Genomic DNA, 15,171 nt, shown 5'->3' on the forward strand with positions numbered 1-15,171 from the left:
GTCCTCCTAGTTGATGCGGTTCGCGCGTTGGATCTGGCGGATGTATTCGACGACCATGGCGACATCGCCGCGGCTCAGACCCTGGACTGCGGGCATATTGCCGAACTGCCAGTGGTGCGAATTGACCCCCATCGTGACAGCGCGGTGGAAGCTCTCGTCGCCGTGGTGATTGGGTTCGTAGATCTTGTGGATCAACGGCGGTCCGGCCTCGGCATTCCCGACGCCGTTCTGGCCGTGACACTTGGCGCAAGCATTCTCGAAGATCGTACGTCCGATAGGCCCGTTGCCCGAAAGCTCTGGCATCTGGATTTCGACAAGGCCGCTCGGGTTGCCTGCTGCGGCAACCTGCGCCTCGGGCGTTTTGTTCGACTGGGTAAGCATAGGGATCGCAACGCCGATAGCGACAACGGCCCCGATCAGGAGATAGGTGTATTTCATTGTTTTACCTGACAAATCAAATCTGTCCGCATCATGCGCGGATTTTGAACCAGAGGTCTCCCTCTGGGCCGACGATTTGATCAGGCGCTGGGTGGTCGGTCGATCATGTCAGGCCGGTCAAGATCATGCCGGTGTTCGACAAACCCAACAAAAGCAAATGCGGTGACGTTCGCCAGAACAGCCGTATCCAGCTTTGGAAGAGCGAATGCATGACAACTGATCTGATCGCAGCAGGACGCGTCACCTGCAACGTCTCCATGGGCATTAATGTCAGGATTGCCTGCGTCATCAGCGACCACCTCGTGGCAATGCCCGTCGTGACAATCGGCGGTCATCGCAAATGCTTCGCTTCCCGTAACGATCGTCGTCCAAAGCATGATGGCCGAAACGGCCATGGCTATGAGGCGGTGCATAGTCACGCGGAAAACGTATGTCAGAACATGGCAATTGGCAACGCAGGCGGGATTGCGGGACTGCAACGCCTTATTGTTCATCACAAAAACCGGCTGCGTAAATGTGAACCGCATACGCCTTTCGGCCTATTGCGCGTTACGCTGCTGTCGAAATAGCGTCGCGACATGTCACTGATGATTCGCTGGATTTTCTGCATCGTTTTGTCGACCGCGACTATGTTCGGCGGTCAGGCGGCGCATGCAATGATGTCCGGTGCCCAGACTGCCGATGTGCATGTCGATACGCACGCGGATCATGCACATGATGCCAGTGACAAAACCCATCACAGTGGCTCTGCCGATGGTAGTAGTTGCTGTAATTCTGTTGCCTGCGGCGCATCATTTATCAGTGTCGAATGTGCTCTGGTCCAGATCGATACGGTCAGCGACACGCACTACTTTCTGATGGCGAATACCGTTCCCGAAGGTTTGGATGTAATCGCTCCCGAACGGCCACCCCGCGCCTGATTGCCGTTTCGCAGGGCCCGCCGATGGGCGGGTTGTGATCTAGCAATCTTTGGGATTATCCATGTCTTTTAAACTACTGGCGGCTTTGCCGTTGGTTCTTGCCGGTTGTGCGGAACCAATGCCATTGGCCGCGCCGGCCTCGATGGGACTCGAGGCGGCGAACCTGTATGGCCCAAGCGGTCAATCATCTGCTGTCGCGCTCTTTTCCGGCTACGAGTCGCGTAGTGTCGTCACCCCTGGCACATGGGGGGATGCAGAATGAAGCGTCCGCTCCTTACCTTGACTGTCAGTGCGTTCGCGCTGGCCGGATGCGCCGATGCATCCTTTATCGCCGATCTATCGAACCGCGAAAGCGGGATGGGGCAGATCAATGCTACCACGCGCGTTGCCACGGGGGCCGAAACCGTGTTCTTGCAGGATGCGGCAACCATTGCGGCCACGCAGGCCCGTGTCAGCCAGATGATACAGGGCAAGACCATCCACGCGGACACCGCCGTGCAGGTCGCGCTTCTGAACAATCGCGGGCTTCAGGCGCATTATGCGGATCTGGGACTGACGACCGCCGAAATCTGGCAGGGCACATTGGACACCAATCCGTCCGCCACCGTGGAATTCACGGGGATCGGTGTGAACGGCCTTGCGGTCAATGCGATCGAAGGGCTGATTGTTGGCAATCTGCTATCACTCGCCACCCGTGGCCAGCGTGACGCGATTGCGGAAAAACGGCTACAGCAGGCACGGTTGGAGGCGGCATCCGAAACGCTAGCCGTCGCTGCCGAAGCACGCGCCGCGTGGGTCGATGCTGTCGCCGCGTTCGAGGCTGCTGCGGTCCTGCGCCAAGCCGAAGGGACGGCAGAAGCGCAAGCCGATCTGGCCGTCGAACTGGGTCAGACCGGTTATCTGAATGCTGCCGCTCAAGCGCAGGATCAGGCGCTACATGCGGAGCTGGCGGGTGAACGGGCACGGGCAAAGCTGGACGCTCAGATCGCGAAAGAGCATCTGACGCAGGTTCTGGGGCTTTGGGGAACGAACACGCAGTACTACGTCCCCGATGCCTTGCCTGCTTTGCCCGAGCGCCCCGCGCGTGTCGCTGACCCCGAGACACAAGCCCTGACTGGCCGTGTCGATCTGGCGATTGCGCGGCTCGAACTTGAAGCGGTCGCGGCGGAACACAACCTGACCAGCGCCACCCGCTATGTTAGCGATCTGGACCTTGCTGCTGGCCTCAAGACCAGTTTCGATGGCAGTAGCGGGTCGGTGACCTCCGAGACCGTACCGCGCCTGAATGCAGAGATTGCGATTCCGATCTTTGACAGCGGGCAGGCGCGCCATCGCGCCGGTGAAATGGCCTATCTACGCGCCGCGCATGAACTAGCGGCGACAGCCGTCCAGATCAGGTCCGAAGCGCGTGCTGCCGACGCGGAACTGGCCGGAACGCACCAACTGGCGCGTCATTACCGCGATACCCTCGTTCCCCTGCGCCAGCAGTACGAGGCGCAAACCCTGCGCGCTTACAACGGCATGATCGAGTCGCCTGCCGAATTGCTGGACGCCATCCGCGAACGTCTGGACGCCCAATTGGCCGAAGCAGAGGCACGGGCCGACTACTGGCGCGCGGACGCCAACATGAAAGCCGTCCTTTATGGCGGCGTGCCATCGGCCCGATAGGAGAAAACCATGAACAGAAGACAGCTATTAGGCGCTGGTGCCCTGCTGGTGGGGTCCTCCGCACTGGCGCAGACGTCGAACGTCAATATCCCCGAGGCGCCTGTGGCGGGCGATGGAAGCACCCAAGTGCCGCCACGCCCGTCAAACGGTCGCGACTATAATCCCGTTGTCACCCTGAACGGATGGTCGCTGCCTTGGCGCATGAACGGGAACGTCAAAGAGTTCCATCTTGTTGCCGAACCGGTCGAACGCGAACTGGCCGAGGGCACGGTCGCGCGGCTATGGGGCTATAACGGCAGCTCGATCGGGCCGACCATCGAAGCGGTCGAAGGCGACCGTGTGCGCATCTTTGTCACCAACCGCTTGCCGGAACACACGACGGTGCATTGGCACGGGTTGATCCTGCCCTCGGGCATGGACGGGGTTGGTGGGCTAAGCCATGCGGGTATTCCGCCGGGCAAGACGTTTATGTACGAGTTCGACCTCATCAAGTCCGGCACCTTTATGTACCACCCGCATGCGGACGAAATGGTGCAGATGGCCATGGGCATGATGGGCCTCTTCATCGTACATCCGCGTGATCCGTCCTTCATGCCGGTAGACCGCGATTTCGCCTTCTTGCTGAATGCGTTCGACATCACACCGGGATCGTCGGTGCCGCGCATCATGACGATGACGGACTTCAATCTGTGGTGCTGGAACAGCAAGATGTTCCCCGATATCGATCCGCTGGTGGTCCGTCAGAACGACCGCGTGCGCGTCCGCGTGGGCAACCTGACGATGACCAACCATCCGGTCCACATGCACGGTTATGACTTTGAAGTCACCTGCACCGACGGCGGCTGGGTCCGCCCCGAGGCGCGCTGGCCCGAAGTGACCGTAGATATTCCCGTCGGCGGGATGCGCGCCTACGAATTCGACGCGATCCATGCCGGAGACTGGGCGATCCACTGTCACAAGTCGCACCACACGATGAACGCCATGGGCCACGATGTGCCGACGATGATCGGCGCGAACCAGACGCGCTCGGTCGAGATCATCCGCCAGCACCAGCCGTCCTATATGGCGATGGGGTCCGAAGGCATGGCCGAGATGGGCGAGATGGAGATGCCCTTGCCCGCCAACACCGTCCCGATGATGACCGGCTGGGGACCGCATGGCCCGATCGAGATGGGCGGCATGTTCTCGGTCGTCAAAGTCCGTCCGGACATCGCGGCCGATGATTACAGCGATCCGGGTTGGTACGAAAATCCCCCCGGAACCGAGGCGCAGGAATGGACCGGCGACCTGCCGGAACCGACCCGCAATGACAGCCCTCGCACGACATTCACCAAATAACGACCAAACGGAAAACCAATGAAAACTCTCGCTTTGACTGCTGCACTGCTTGTCACCGCTTCGGCCGCTATGGCCGACGGCGGTCATGCCCATGCCGACGACTGGGAAATCGGTCGGCCCGGTAATCCCGCCGATGTCACTCGCACGATCGAGGTCGACATGTTCGAACCCGAAAGCGGTGGCATGGCGTTTTCCATGTCACAAATCGATGTGACGACCGGTGAAACCATCCGCTTTGTCGTAACCAACAAGGGCTATCTGGACCACGAGATGGTCATCGACACCATGGACGGCAACGCTGAACACGCGCAGGTGATGATGATGAAACCCGACATGGTGCATCACGATCCGAACGCGGTCCGCCTTGCTCCCGGTGAAACCGGCGAGATTGTCTGGACCTTCAGCCAGACCGGCAATTTCGAATTCGCCTGTCTGATCCCCGGACATATGGAGTCCGGCATGCATGGTCCCCTGAACGTTAACTGAAAGCAGTAAAACATGAACAAAATCGTCAAACTCGCCTTGATCCCGCTTCTGTCGCTGGCAGCACTTCCCGCGCTTGCGCAGGAGATGATCCATGGCGTTATCGAAGAAATCACGCTTGAACCCCTGCGGATCACGATTGCCCATGACGCTATCCCGAACCTTGAAATGGAGGCCATGACGATGGTGTTCCGGCTGGCCGATGCGGCCATGATCGAAGGTCTTGGCGTTGGCGATGCCATCACATTTGAGGCCGACCGCATCAACGGTCGACTGACGGTTACGTCGCTCGTCGCCGAATGATCCCAATAGCGTCGGGGCGTGCCCATGCCCTGACGCATCCTTGCAGCTTCAACGACCATAAGTCAGGCAGGCCAGGAAAGGCCGAGACCTGCAAAGCTGTCGCGAAAGAAGTATGGAAGCAATGTCAGCAAGAGGGCCGTCTATTACGACGGCCCAGGCCTTTAGATTTCCACTGCCTCCGCGATGGTCAGTGCATCTTCGAGCTCAACGCCGAGATAGCGCACCGTGCTATCCATTTTTGTATGGCCGAGCAAAAGCTGAACCGCGCGTAGGTTGCCGGTCTTGCGGTATATCTGTGCCACCTTGGTCCGGCGCATGGAGTGGGTGCCATAAGCGCTCGGTTCTAGGCCGATTGAGGTCACCCATTCACGCACCAAACGAGCGTATTGCCTTGTGGAAATATGAAGGCGCTCGTGGAAACGGCCCGGCCACAAATGTTCCGATCCGATCATTAAAGGCTCTTCAAGCCATGCCGCGACGGCCTTCCGCGTCCCCTCGGTGATCTCGAAGCTGACAGGCTTACGGGTTTTGCTCTGGACGATCGAAGCGCGATACTTGACCTGTCCGGCCGCGTAGACATCAGCGACCTTAAGTTTCACCAAGTCGCAGCCCCGCAATTTGCTGTCGATGGCGAGATTGAAAAGCGCCAGCTCTCGGATTTTCTGTGCGATCTCGAGGCGGACTCGGATCGCCCATACGTGTTTCGGTGCAAGGGGGCGCTTCTGGCCCACGATGCGCCCTTTGTTCCATGCAGGGCGGCAAGCACGAATGGCAGGCAGGTTTGTAGTTGGCATAATGGTTCCTCCTATCCACCACGCCCACCACACCATCGGCAGTCTGCCGATACCCGATCATACCACACTCGCCGCCCACAAAGGCGAACAAGTCGGACAAAACACTCCGCAGTGCCGCATGACCGCTCCGAGCCCAAGATGACCTTTTTCCGCTATGCAGCGAATGGCTGATTGCTAAAGGTCCGAAAGAATATCGAAGAACGCCTTATTGTCGGATACCACTCGCAACAAGGTCAGCAATTGTTTCAACTCTGAGCAGAGGAAGTTCATGCCCGACGCCATCCAGTATGATCAACTTTGACCCTGAGATACCAGCAGCCAGGGCTTCTCCGTTTTCAACCGGTAAGATTGGGTCATCCGCACCGTGGAGGATCAGAACCGGAACGGCAATGTCGCGAAAGCGGCCGGTCCAGTCCTCTCTTGTGCCAAGCGTCGCATGATTGAACATGCTGGCAGGACTGGAAGTGCGCGCAAGAATCTGTCCGATCCGTCTGCGCATGTAGGTTTCGTCAAAGTCCTGACCAGAACCTGCGCTCAGTCGCTCGCTGGTCCGCACTGCCGACCTTCATCTTCATAAAATGCAGCGCGATGGATGAATGGCCGGTCTGGTGAAGTTGCACCGCGGCGGTCGGCCAGGGACTGAACGGCAGGTTAGGGCCGAAAACGCCTCAAACTCCTAGGACAAACGCGCACCATCCATTAGTGACCCAGCTTTCCATCCTTGGACCGAGATACACACGAACGCAGCCGCTACGTTCTCTCAACAGCCTTCGCGGGCACAGACAACAAGATTTCAGGCGCCGTATCGAGCGCAGTCGCGAGCTTCCAGAGATTGTCGATCGAGATGTTCTGCTCGCTGCGTTCAACGGCGCTGAGATAGGTCCTATTCAATCCGGCTTCATGGGCCAGTCTTTCTTGTGACCAACCCAGCTCGGCCCGTTTGAGCCGAAGGTTCGTTGCCAGCCTTTCACGAAGGGGAGATTTGGGAACGCGCTTCATAGTGGCACCTTGCGCGTTGTCGGTTTTAACTCTACCTGTTTTAAGAGACATTCAGCGCAGAACCTGCGAGACTTCATTCAAAGCGAGCTTTATGATGCGAAACCAAAGAAGCCCTCAGCCATCCCCATTCGTGCGCGATCGCGTGGCGATCGTCGGCGACATTCACATCGATCACGACCACGGGCTTGGCAGCACTCTGTTTGACGAAATCGACGTCTCGGAGATCGACCTTTTGATTGTCGCAGGTGATTTGACAGATGGTCGGTTTGTGCCGATCTGCAAAGCACTCGCGCTCTTGCAAGAGTACGTCGAACTTTCAAAGGTCCATGTCATCCCCGGCGACAAGGATTACTGGAATGGAATTCTTTCCGACAATTATCTGTCCATCCCTGTGATCGAAGCCGGTGCGAAGTTTGCCCAAAAATCTGTGATCTACCACAGGGGCAAGCGCTATCTTTGCTGCACATTGTGGACGGATTTCGAGCCGCCGGGGATCACGCTCGACGAGTCACTCTACGCCGCGCGGCTCCTCTATCCCGAGTTAAAGACGATGATAACCGTCGGCGACGGCCCAGAGCGTTGGACCATGCCGGAAGACCTTGTTGCCCTTCACCTGAACCATCTCAGATGGCTGAAGTCTGAACTGGCCAAGCCTTTCAAGGGCGAGACGATTGTGGTCACGCATCACGCCCCAACCCTTCGGGCGCTCCCACGTTATGCGCCGCTCCCGTTTCTTGATACCAGCGATCTGAATGAATTTGCGCGACAGTTTGCCCCCTTCAAATGGGTCTATGCGCATACGGGTGTCAGACAGGAATTCACTCAGGATGGAGTAGGTTATCGCAACGTTTCATGGCAGACCGAGGACGACAAAGACAAAGAGTTCGAATAGCGATTTGGAGAGCCCATTTTCGTGCGCTGCTTGGCGTGCCGCTTCGCGCAACAGCGACCCGCCGAAATCACGAGTGGCGGAGCGGCATTGAGCCCCACCCTAATTATTCCCTGCTTGGAGGTCTCTCGAGGCGGGGAGGAAGACCTCGGACCTGCGGAGTTGGGGGGCTGGGCCGTAGCGGTGGTCGAAGAGAGGGCTCATAAATCCAAGGGGGCCTGAGGGGTTGAGGCTCTCCTTGCTCAATGCACTCGCGTCCTCCGTTTCCAGCATAGCCGCGAGGATGACCCGCACCGCTTCCATGGCATCCTCGGGCGTGAGACCCGCCAAATCGGCTGTAATCCCCGCAAGATATCGATTGAGGTCTCTGGCCCGTTTCGCGTGGAGGCCCATGCGCCTTTCGAACTCCGGCACCAGAGGGCTGCCCAAGCACTCAGCCAAGCGTTTCTGGTCTGCGGGGTCCTTGGACTTTGGGTCATAGTCGCGGATGCGGACAATCGGTTCATAAAAGAAAGACCCGCCCAAAAGCCCGACGCTTAGGCCGCATTTCACATTGCGCTTTGGTTTGCGGGGCGGCGGGGCCGTTTCGGGTTCGGGGTCCCCTCCCCCTTCGCTTTCGGCCTCTTCTTCGTCCTCCAGGACCTCTCCCTCGCAATCCTCCTTTGTGTCCTCAACGGGGACCTCCTTCTCCTCAGTCTTCTGAACCAGCAAGGCCATCGGTCCACCCTGCATCCTGACCAGCATCGGCACCGAGGATGTGCCGACCTCGCTCGCCCGCCATGTTCGGAACGCTCCGCAGGGGCGCTGCAGCTTGCAGGTCTCGATCAGGGCGGCACAGTGCGGGATGACAGAGTGCTCACATTCGGAGAGCGCAAGCATATCGCCCGAGCGAAAGACGAGGCCTTCGATCTCGGCCAATGTCGGCGCCTCGATCAGGGTCAGATCACGGCCGAGCTTCTGGGTCATCGCCGTGCCGAGGGCGGCGGCATCGACGGCACCATTCCGCTTCACGATCAGATGCGAACGGAGGGCAAAGGCCTGCCCGCTCTCCTCCGGCAGCACTTCAAGCCCGACAAAAACAACCTCGGCTGCAGAAGAGGTCAGAGACGTGATGCGGCGGCGCAGATTTTCAAGCGCATCGGTCAGACGGTCGACATCTTCCTTGAAGCTGGCAAGCGTGACCCTTTGCCCGTCCCCATCGTGCCAGACGTCAAAGACGGCATCCCCCGCGCAACCAAAGCGTTTGAACGCGGCGAGCGACGCAAACATCTTCTGCTGCTCAGCAAAGCGGTCCGAGGGATAGACCCTCTTTCGCAGCCTCATCGACCGATTTTGTCGTAGGATCCGGCTGATCATGCCGACCCAAACCGAAGGATCGGGATCCCCCGTCCGCATCAGAGGCACCCCCGCCGCACGCAGCGCAGCAAAGACCACCTCATCTCGCAGCGCACGATGCCCCGCCGCGAGATCATCGATCACCTTTTGCGCGGGATCGACAAAGACCGCAGACAGCAGGGCGATGGCCTCGGCTCGAGGGATCGGGGCTTCGAGATCAAGGAGCGCGGTGGCAAGGGCCTCGTTTGTGGCCTGCCAAGTGGTGATGATAGCCGCGGCAATGGGCGCTTTGCTCACGCGCTCATGTAGGTCCTCGATGACCTCAAGGACCTCTTCGGGTTCCGGTTCAATCCACTCGTCCGTTGGCCTGAAATCGCCTTTAACCCGAAGGCGGGCACGATAGGTTTCGCCCGCACTGCTGTATTCACTTATGTTCATCTCTCCTCCCTTTTGATCGAGCTCGATCAGGAGGTGGGTCGAGACCTTTGCGAATGTGTTAAAGCTTTCTCGACGGGCAATTGGTCGATCGCGGAAAGTTCAAATCCTTGCGGCTTTATCTTCAGAGAGCTGAAAAGCATCTGCGCAGGTCCGCTCATGAAGATGCAAAAGCTGACTTGAAACGAGGATTTTGGGGGCGACCTCAACGTTACTTCTACATTTTTGGTGCGATCCCATCAGGGCAATCCGGGCGGCTCGTTGGGGCGAAACTCATGGGAGGCAGGCCCCCTTGCCCACTGGCTTCGCTGGGTAGGAAGCCAAACGACTTTAGCGTAACCGGCACGCACGCCAAAAGCTCCTGTGAAGGGCCTCAATGAAAGAAACCTAAATTTGACAGGGACGCCGCAAGCACCCCGCCCCACATACGGTCACTTGCAAGAAAAAACGCATCTCACCTCCACACCCGAACGGAGGACATGATGAGCACGACTTTCCCGCCGCAAACACGGACACCCGAAACAGAAGCGGACTATCGCAAACGCATCGCGCAGATGGTGGAAAAGGTCCGCAAGCGCCATGGTCTCGGGCCCGGGACCCGACCTACCGAGCGGCAGATGAGCGACCACTTCACCGCCCTGAAACCGACCGTGAAAAAGGCCACATGGCGTCAGTATGAAGCCGCCATTATCTATTGGATCGAAACCACGGGCGAGTGGCAGGACGAGGTCCTTTACGATCTCCTCTCGGACCGCGCAAAGGCCAAGCTTCAAGCCGCAAGCGCCCTGCCCCGCGGGACCAACCGCACCTCTGCAGCCAAGGAGAAAAAGATCAGCAAGGAGGACTTCGACGCGCTCCTGGGGGCGCTGCGCCGCCCCTCGAATGTGGCCAACAGGGGCGTCCTCGCCAACCTCATGATCGCACAGATCAGCCTCGGGCTACGCCCGATCGAATGGTTCGGGGTCACTTTCCCGAAAGGTGAACATTCGCCCCTTCTTCAGGTCCGAAGCGCCAAAACCACAAACGGACGCGGCAACGGCGAAACGCGCGATATCCACCTTGATCATTTGAGTGCAGAGGCCAACTCCGCAATCCTTGAGACTGCAAAATGGGCAAACACCTTTGCGACGAAAGAGGCCTTCCAGAAGGCGATCAAGTCCCTGAGCAAACTTCTGACCGACACCTGCAAACGTGTCTTTGAAGGCCGAAACTTCAAAATCTGCTTCTACACGCTCCGCCACCAATTCATCGCAAACGCCAAGAAAACACTCGCCGAAGACGAAGGCAGCACCGCCCTCCAAACCCTCGCCGCCCTTTGCGGCCACGCGACAACACGCACAGCAGCAAAGCACTACGCCAAAGCACAAGGCGCATGGGCGCACCGAGACAGAACTCGGACGGCAAACCCAGCCCCACACCAAGTCGCAACGGTCAGGATCACACCAAACGAAGAGCGAAACTTGGTGCGACTTGCCCGCTGGCGGGTCTAGACACGACCGCCCGTCAGGCCAACTCCGCAGTCGCAGCGATGCGTTAAAGTTCCCAATGTAGGAAAGGACACCTCACCATCAGGTCACTATTCTGCGGGATTGGGGAGTGCGCCCGATCGAGAGCGACGCGACAGAAGAGCAACAACGATCGTAAGCGCCCAACCCGAACACAAGGCAACCAGCCAAGGCGTCGATCCTGATGGGGCAATGACGGCGATCAACCCTGCAAATCCGATCGGAAGCCTTGTCGACCAACCGAGCGGCCTTCCTGCCCATCCCCCAAAGGCCACGGCCCAAAGCGCTGTCGAGACCAGCAGAGACAATGCGCTGAACATGATCCGAGCAAGGGAGCCTTGCGCAAGCACCCCTGTGTCGAACACGAAAGCGAAGGGGACGAAGAAGGCGACCAGCGAGAGGCCAAAAGCAGAGAGTGAGGTCCTGACTGTTGAGGCTTGGCCCACAGCAGCTGCTGCAAAGGAGGCAAGAGCCACCGGCGGCGTCACCATCGACAGAACACAGTAATAAAAGATGAAGAAATGGGCGGCCAAAGGCTCGATCCCGAGATCCTGGATGGCGGGAACAAAGAGAACGGCACCGATGATATACGCGGCAACCGTCGGCAGCCCCATACCCATGATGATACAGCCGACCATGGCAAGCATAAGCGACAAATAGATCGAGCCTTCGGAAAGTGTCAAAAGCGATCCCGCGAATTTGAGGGCGAGGTTCGACTGCACCGCCACGGCGATAATGATCCCGATGGCCGCAATCGGAACGGCCACTTCTGCCGCTTGACGCGGAGCCTCTCGCAGCGCCTCGACGATCTCTTTGCGACCAATCCATGTGGAGCGGCGCAAAAAGGGAACAACGAGGCAAGACAAGGACGCAAGCACCGCAGAATAGGACGCCGAATAGCCGCTCACCAACAAACCGATCAGCAAAAGCGGCGGGACGATCAGATGCAAGCGCGGCAGAAGTGCGGGAATATCGGCGATTTCAGCGGCGCTCATGGCGCGCACTCCATCACGGCGAGCCGTCAGATCGACAACCAACAGAAGCGCAAGATAGAAGGCAACCGCAGGGATGAGACCGGCAAGAGCAATTTGTGCATAGGGCATCCCCAAGAGTTCGGCCATGATAAAGGCCGCCACGCCCATAATCGGGGGCATCAACTGCCCACCCGTCGAGGCAATGGCTTCGATCCCTGCAGCGCGATGATCGGGCACTCCTGTTTTCTTCATCAACGGGATTGTAAAAACACCCGTAGAAACCACGTTGGCCACTGCGGACCCCGAAATCGACCCCATAAGGGAAGAGCCGATGATCGCGGCCTTTGCCGTGCCGCCTGTCGCACGGCCCGCCGCGCGGATCGCCAGATCGATGAAGAGCTGACCACCCCCGACAGCCGCATAGAATGCGCCGAAAAGGATGAAGTAGAAGATAAAGCTGACCGAAGTCGACGTGGTGATGCCAAGCACACCCGCCGTTGTCATCGTTGTGATCTCGGTTGCCGCTTCGATGCCGAAACCCCTGAATTGCAGCCAACCGGGAAGAATATCGCCCCAGAAAGCATAGGCGATAAAGACGAGCAGCACCCAAACAAGGATCATACCCACAGCGCGGCGAGACCCTTCCAGAAGCAAAAGGACCATAAGGCCGCCGAAAACCATATCCGTGACAAAGATCGGAGAGACGTTCTCCATCCGTGTCGTCAGTCTTTCGAAGCCCGTGATGTAGTATCCCAAGACCGCAATAGCACACAGGATCAGCGCGCCGTCGATGACAGCGCAGAACCAGCGCGGAAATGCTTCGATCTTCAATGGCTTATAAAGAAACAAAAGGATCAATGCCGCCGTCAGGTGAACCGGACGTTCCAGCAAAGGTTGCTGGGCATCAAACAAAAGCCAAACCTGAAAGGCGATAAACGCAGCGCCAATCACAAAAGCAAGGGCGTGAGCGGGATTGCGGGACAGAACGGCGCGCATGGTCTCCTCCATTTCGCAGGTCGCATCGGGAAGGCTTGGCCACACGAAAGCGGCCAAGCCAGAGGATCACATCAGACCGGCTTCGCGGTAATAACGAACGGCACCAGGATGCAATTCGATCCCGACGTTCTCGGGAAGCATCGCGGTGGTCGGATCAAACTGCGACCATGCACCATGCGAAGACTTGAGCGCCTCTGCATTCTCGATGATCGACTTGGTGATCTGATACGCCGTCTCTTCATCAAGCGACGCGTTTGCAATCAGCACCGTTCCAAGGTTGGCGCCCGTTGTTGCAGCTGTCTGACCTTTATACCACTCGGGACCATAGCTTCCGGGGGTAAGGCCGTTTTCTTCGAGAAGGGACATCGCCTTTTCTGGGATATCGAGGAAAACAACATCGGTGGTGAGCGCCACTTCGGTGATCGTCGGATGCCCTTTGATCATCGTATCGATATAGATATCGGCGTTTCCGTTGCGCATCTGGTCAGCGATCTGGCCCGTATCGACCTGAATGATGTCGCCCCCGTTTGCCTTGATTTGATCCATAGAAGAGCCGAGCCCTTCAAAGATCATCTCGGCAACTGGCACTGCAGAGGACCCGACCGGTTTCATGAGCACATTGACGGGCTTACCCGAAGCGAGGATTTCGCCCAGATCGTTCGTTCCCATCTCGTCGACAAAGCTCTTGGTCGCCATCACACCGACGTAAACATTGTTCAAACCGCCGACGAGCGCGCGAATATCAGGGGCGCTCATCCCCTCATAAACGTCATCCCCGTTCACAGCCCAGACTGCAGAGGCCACGTTCGAAAGTGCGATTTCAGCCTTGCCGCCTTGCACGACCATCGGGTTGGCGACACCGCCACCACGCGCGATCACTTCGACCGAGTTGTCGCCAAGGATCGGCTCGATGATCTGTTCGAGCGTCGCGGCAAAGACATACCATGACGACCCCTCCCTCATCGCACCGATCCGAACATCCTGAGCCGTCGCAGCGGTTGCACAAAAAGCGCCAGCAATCGTCGCGATTGCCGACAGACGCAGTCCGTTCAAATTCAAATTAAGCATGTTTTCCTCCCTATGTTTCAATCTGCCCCCGCCCAACGGGCGGAGGCAAATGATTTTGGTTTTTTATTCGGCGGCGACAGCAAGATCGACGCGGCCGATCCCTGCTGCGTCAAAGGCTGCCTCGATTTCGCGCTCTGCAGCTTCTCCCAAATCCTTGAGCGGCTCACGAATGGTCGCGTGATCAAGAAGCCCGCGATACCGCAGACCGATCTTGAGAGCGACGGTGCCCTCCATATGCGAACCACGGTGATACACAGCGCGGGTCACCGGCAGAAGCTGTTCGAAAATGGCGCGCGCAGCCGGATAATCCTGAGCCTTGCCTGCTGCGATCAACTGGATAAGGAGTTCGGGCGCGATATTGCCGTAACCGACCAAGAGACCGTCCACATCGAACATCGTCGAAAGAAGCCATTCGTCATGGCACGACAGCACCTGAAGGTCAGGTTGCGCTTTCTTCAACTCGGGGATTTCGACATACCAGCGCTTCATGTTGCGCACACCGTTCTTGGTGGCGACGCAGCCGGGCTGGGCGGCAATTTCAAGCTGGGTGTCGAGATCATACGACGCCTTGGTGGCATCGGGATATTGGAACAGAATGGTCTGAAGGCCGCCCTCTTCGTAGATCGCCTTGTAACGATCCTGCGGCGCGCCCTTCTGGAAGCCGAAACGCAGCCAGCCATGGTTCGGATAAACAAGGGCGCCCGTCGCACCCGCATCATAAGAGCGCTTTGCTTCCTCCGCGGCGACTTTCGTGCCCTCGCCCGTGATCCCTGCAATGATGGGAATATCCACAGCATCTTTGTAAGCGCGGATCAGCTCGAGACGCTCGTCAGTGGTGAGAAATGTGCCTTCGCCGGCATGACCGAGAATAACCAGAGATTTCACTTCTTCAAAGCTGGCGAGCCATTTCGCAATGCGCACATTGGCTTCGATATCGAGCGATCCATCGCGGTTAAAGGCGGTAACGGGTGCCGGGTTCAGGCCGCGCAGGTCCATAGGTTGCATGTCGGGGACTCCTCCAAATGC

Annotated in this window: 16 protein-coding genes; 7 read left to right on the forward strand and 9 right to left on the reverse strand. The window is 58.3% G+C overall.

Features of this window, described 5'->3' with window-relative positions; all coding sequences use genetic code 11:
- Positions 1-6 precede the first annotated feature (6 nt).
- Both QQG91_RS15295 and QQG91_RS15300 read right to left on the reverse strand, forming a co-directional pair.
- Complete coding sequence (locus QQG91_RS15295) at positions 7-438, reverse strand: c-type cytochrome (RefSeq protein ID WP_285772417.1); 432 nt, start codon at positions 436-438, stop codon at positions 7-9.
- A gap of 80 nt (positions 439-518) precedes the next feature.
- Positions 519-965 (reverse strand): hypothetical protein, encoded by a 447-nt coding sequence (locus QQG91_RS15300; protein ID WP_285772418.1) that lies wholly within the window; start codon positions 963-965, stop codon positions 519-521.
- Positions 966-1,016: 51 nt separating this feature from the next.
- Here QQG91_RS15300 and QQG91_RS15305 point away from each other — a divergent pair, with 51 nt between their 5' ends.
- The 5 genes from QQG91_RS15305 to QQG91_RS15325 all read left to right on the forward strand — a co-directional run bounded on the left by QQG91_RS15305 (position 1,017) and on the right by QQG91_RS15325 (position 5,150).
- Positions 1,017-1,358, forward strand: coding sequence for a hypothetical protein (locus QQG91_RS15305; protein ID WP_285772419.1), 342 nt, complete (start codon positions 1,017-1,019; stop codon positions 1,356-1,358).
- Positions 1,359-1,616: 258 nt separating this feature from the next.
- Positions 1,617-3,026 carry a TolC family protein gene (locus QQG91_RS15310; protein ID WP_285772420.1) on the forward strand — a complete coding sequence of 470 codons (1,410 nt, stop codon included), beginning with the start codon at positions 1,617-1,619 and terminating at the stop codon, positions 3,024-3,026.
- Between the two features lie 9 nt (positions 3,027-3,035).
- Positions 3,036-4,364, forward strand: a complete 1,329-nt coding sequence (locus QQG91_RS15315) for a multicopper oxidase family protein (RefSeq protein ID WP_285772421.1) — start codon at positions 3,036-3,038, stop codon at positions 4,362-4,364.
- 18 nt (positions 4,365-4,382) lie between these two features.
- Positions 4,383-4,850: a cupredoxin domain-containing protein gene (locus QQG91_RS15320; protein WP_285772422.1), complete on the forward strand. Its 468-nt coding sequence runs from the start codon at positions 4,383-4,385 to the stop codon at positions 4,848-4,850.
- Between the two features lie 12 nt (positions 4,851-4,862).
- Complete coding sequence (locus QQG91_RS15325) at positions 4,863-5,150, forward strand: copper-binding protein (RefSeq protein WP_285772423.1); 288 nt, start codon at positions 4,863-4,865, stop codon at positions 5,148-5,150.
- A gap of 161 nt (positions 5,151-5,311) precedes the next feature.
- On the opposite strand, the gene QQG91_RS15330 is transcribed toward QQG91_RS15325, so the two are convergent.
- The 3 genes from QQG91_RS15330 to QQG91_RS15340 form a co-directional block, all read right to left on the reverse strand.
- Positions 5,312-5,944: a tyrosine-type recombinase/integrase gene (locus QQG91_RS15330; protein ID WP_285772424.1), complete on the reverse strand. Its 633-nt coding sequence runs from the start codon at positions 5,942-5,944 to the stop codon at positions 5,312-5,314.
- Positions 5,945-6,149: 205 nt separating this feature from the next.
- The gene (locus QQG91_RS15335) at positions 6,150-6,443 is read right to left on the reverse strand and encodes an alpha/beta fold hydrolase (RefSeq protein WP_285772425.1); all 294 of its coding nucleotides are present in this window, start codon (positions 6,441-6,443) and stop codon (positions 6,150-6,152) included.
- 251 nt (positions 6,444-6,694) lie between these two features.
- Positions 6,695-6,943, reverse strand: a complete 249-nt coding sequence (locus QQG91_RS15340; RefSeq protein ID WP_285772426.1) for a helix-turn-helix domain-containing protein — start codon at positions 6,941-6,943, stop codon at positions 6,695-6,697.
- A 16-nt stretch (positions 6,944-6,959) separates the two neighbouring features.
- On the opposite strand from QQG91_RS15340, the gene QQG91_RS15345 reads away from it, so the two are divergent.
- Entirely contained in the window at positions 6,960-7,835 is an 876-nt protein-coding gene (locus QQG91_RS15345; protein ID WP_285772427.1) for a metallophosphoesterase family protein, read from the forward strand.
- A gap of 99 nt (positions 7,836-7,934) precedes the next feature.
- Here the strand turns inward: QQG91_RS15345 and QQG91_RS15350 are convergent, their stop codons facing one another.
- Positions 7,935-9,605: a hypothetical protein gene (locus QQG91_RS15350; protein WP_285772428.1), complete on the reverse strand. Its 1,671-nt coding sequence runs from the start codon at positions 9,603-9,605 to the stop codon at positions 7,935-7,937.
- 479 nt (positions 9,606-10,084) lie between these two features.
- Here QQG91_RS15350 and QQG91_RS15355 point away from each other — a divergent pair, with 479 nt between their 5' ends.
- Entirely contained in the window at positions 10,085-11,092 is a 1,008-nt protein-coding gene (locus tag QQG91_RS15355) for a site-specific integrase (RefSeq protein ID WP_285772429.1), read from the forward strand.
- Positions 11,093-11,178: 86 nt separating this feature from the next.
- On the opposite strand, the gene QQG91_RS15360 is transcribed toward QQG91_RS15355, so the two are convergent.
- The 3 genes from QQG91_RS15360 to QQG91_RS15370 form a co-directional block, all read right to left on the reverse strand.
- The gene (locus QQG91_RS15360) at positions 11,179-13,134 is read right to left on the reverse strand and encodes a TRAP transporter permease (RefSeq protein WP_285772430.1); all 1,956 of its coding nucleotides are present in this window, start codon (positions 13,132-13,134) and stop codon (positions 11,179-11,181) included.
- 9 nt (positions 13,135-13,143) lie between these two features.
- Complete coding sequence (locus tag QQG91_RS15365) at positions 13,144-14,145, reverse strand: TAXI family TRAP transporter solute-binding subunit (protein ID WP_285772431.1); 1,002 nt, start codon at positions 14,143-14,145, stop codon at positions 13,144-13,146.
- A gap of 63 nt (positions 14,146-14,208) precedes the next feature.
- On the reverse strand, positions 14,209-15,150 hold the full coding sequence (locus QQG91_RS15370; RefSeq protein ID WP_285772432.1) for a dihydrodipicolinate synthase family protein: 942 nt from the start codon (positions 15,148-15,150) through the stop codon (positions 14,209-14,211).
- Between the last annotated feature and the right edge of the window lie 21 nt (positions 15,151-15,171).

The organism is Marivivens sp. LCG002, assembly GCF_030264275.1.
In the GTDB taxonomy this organism is placed as follows: Bacteria; Pseudomonadota; Alphaproteobacteria; order Rhodobacterales; family Rhodobacteraceae; genus Marivivens.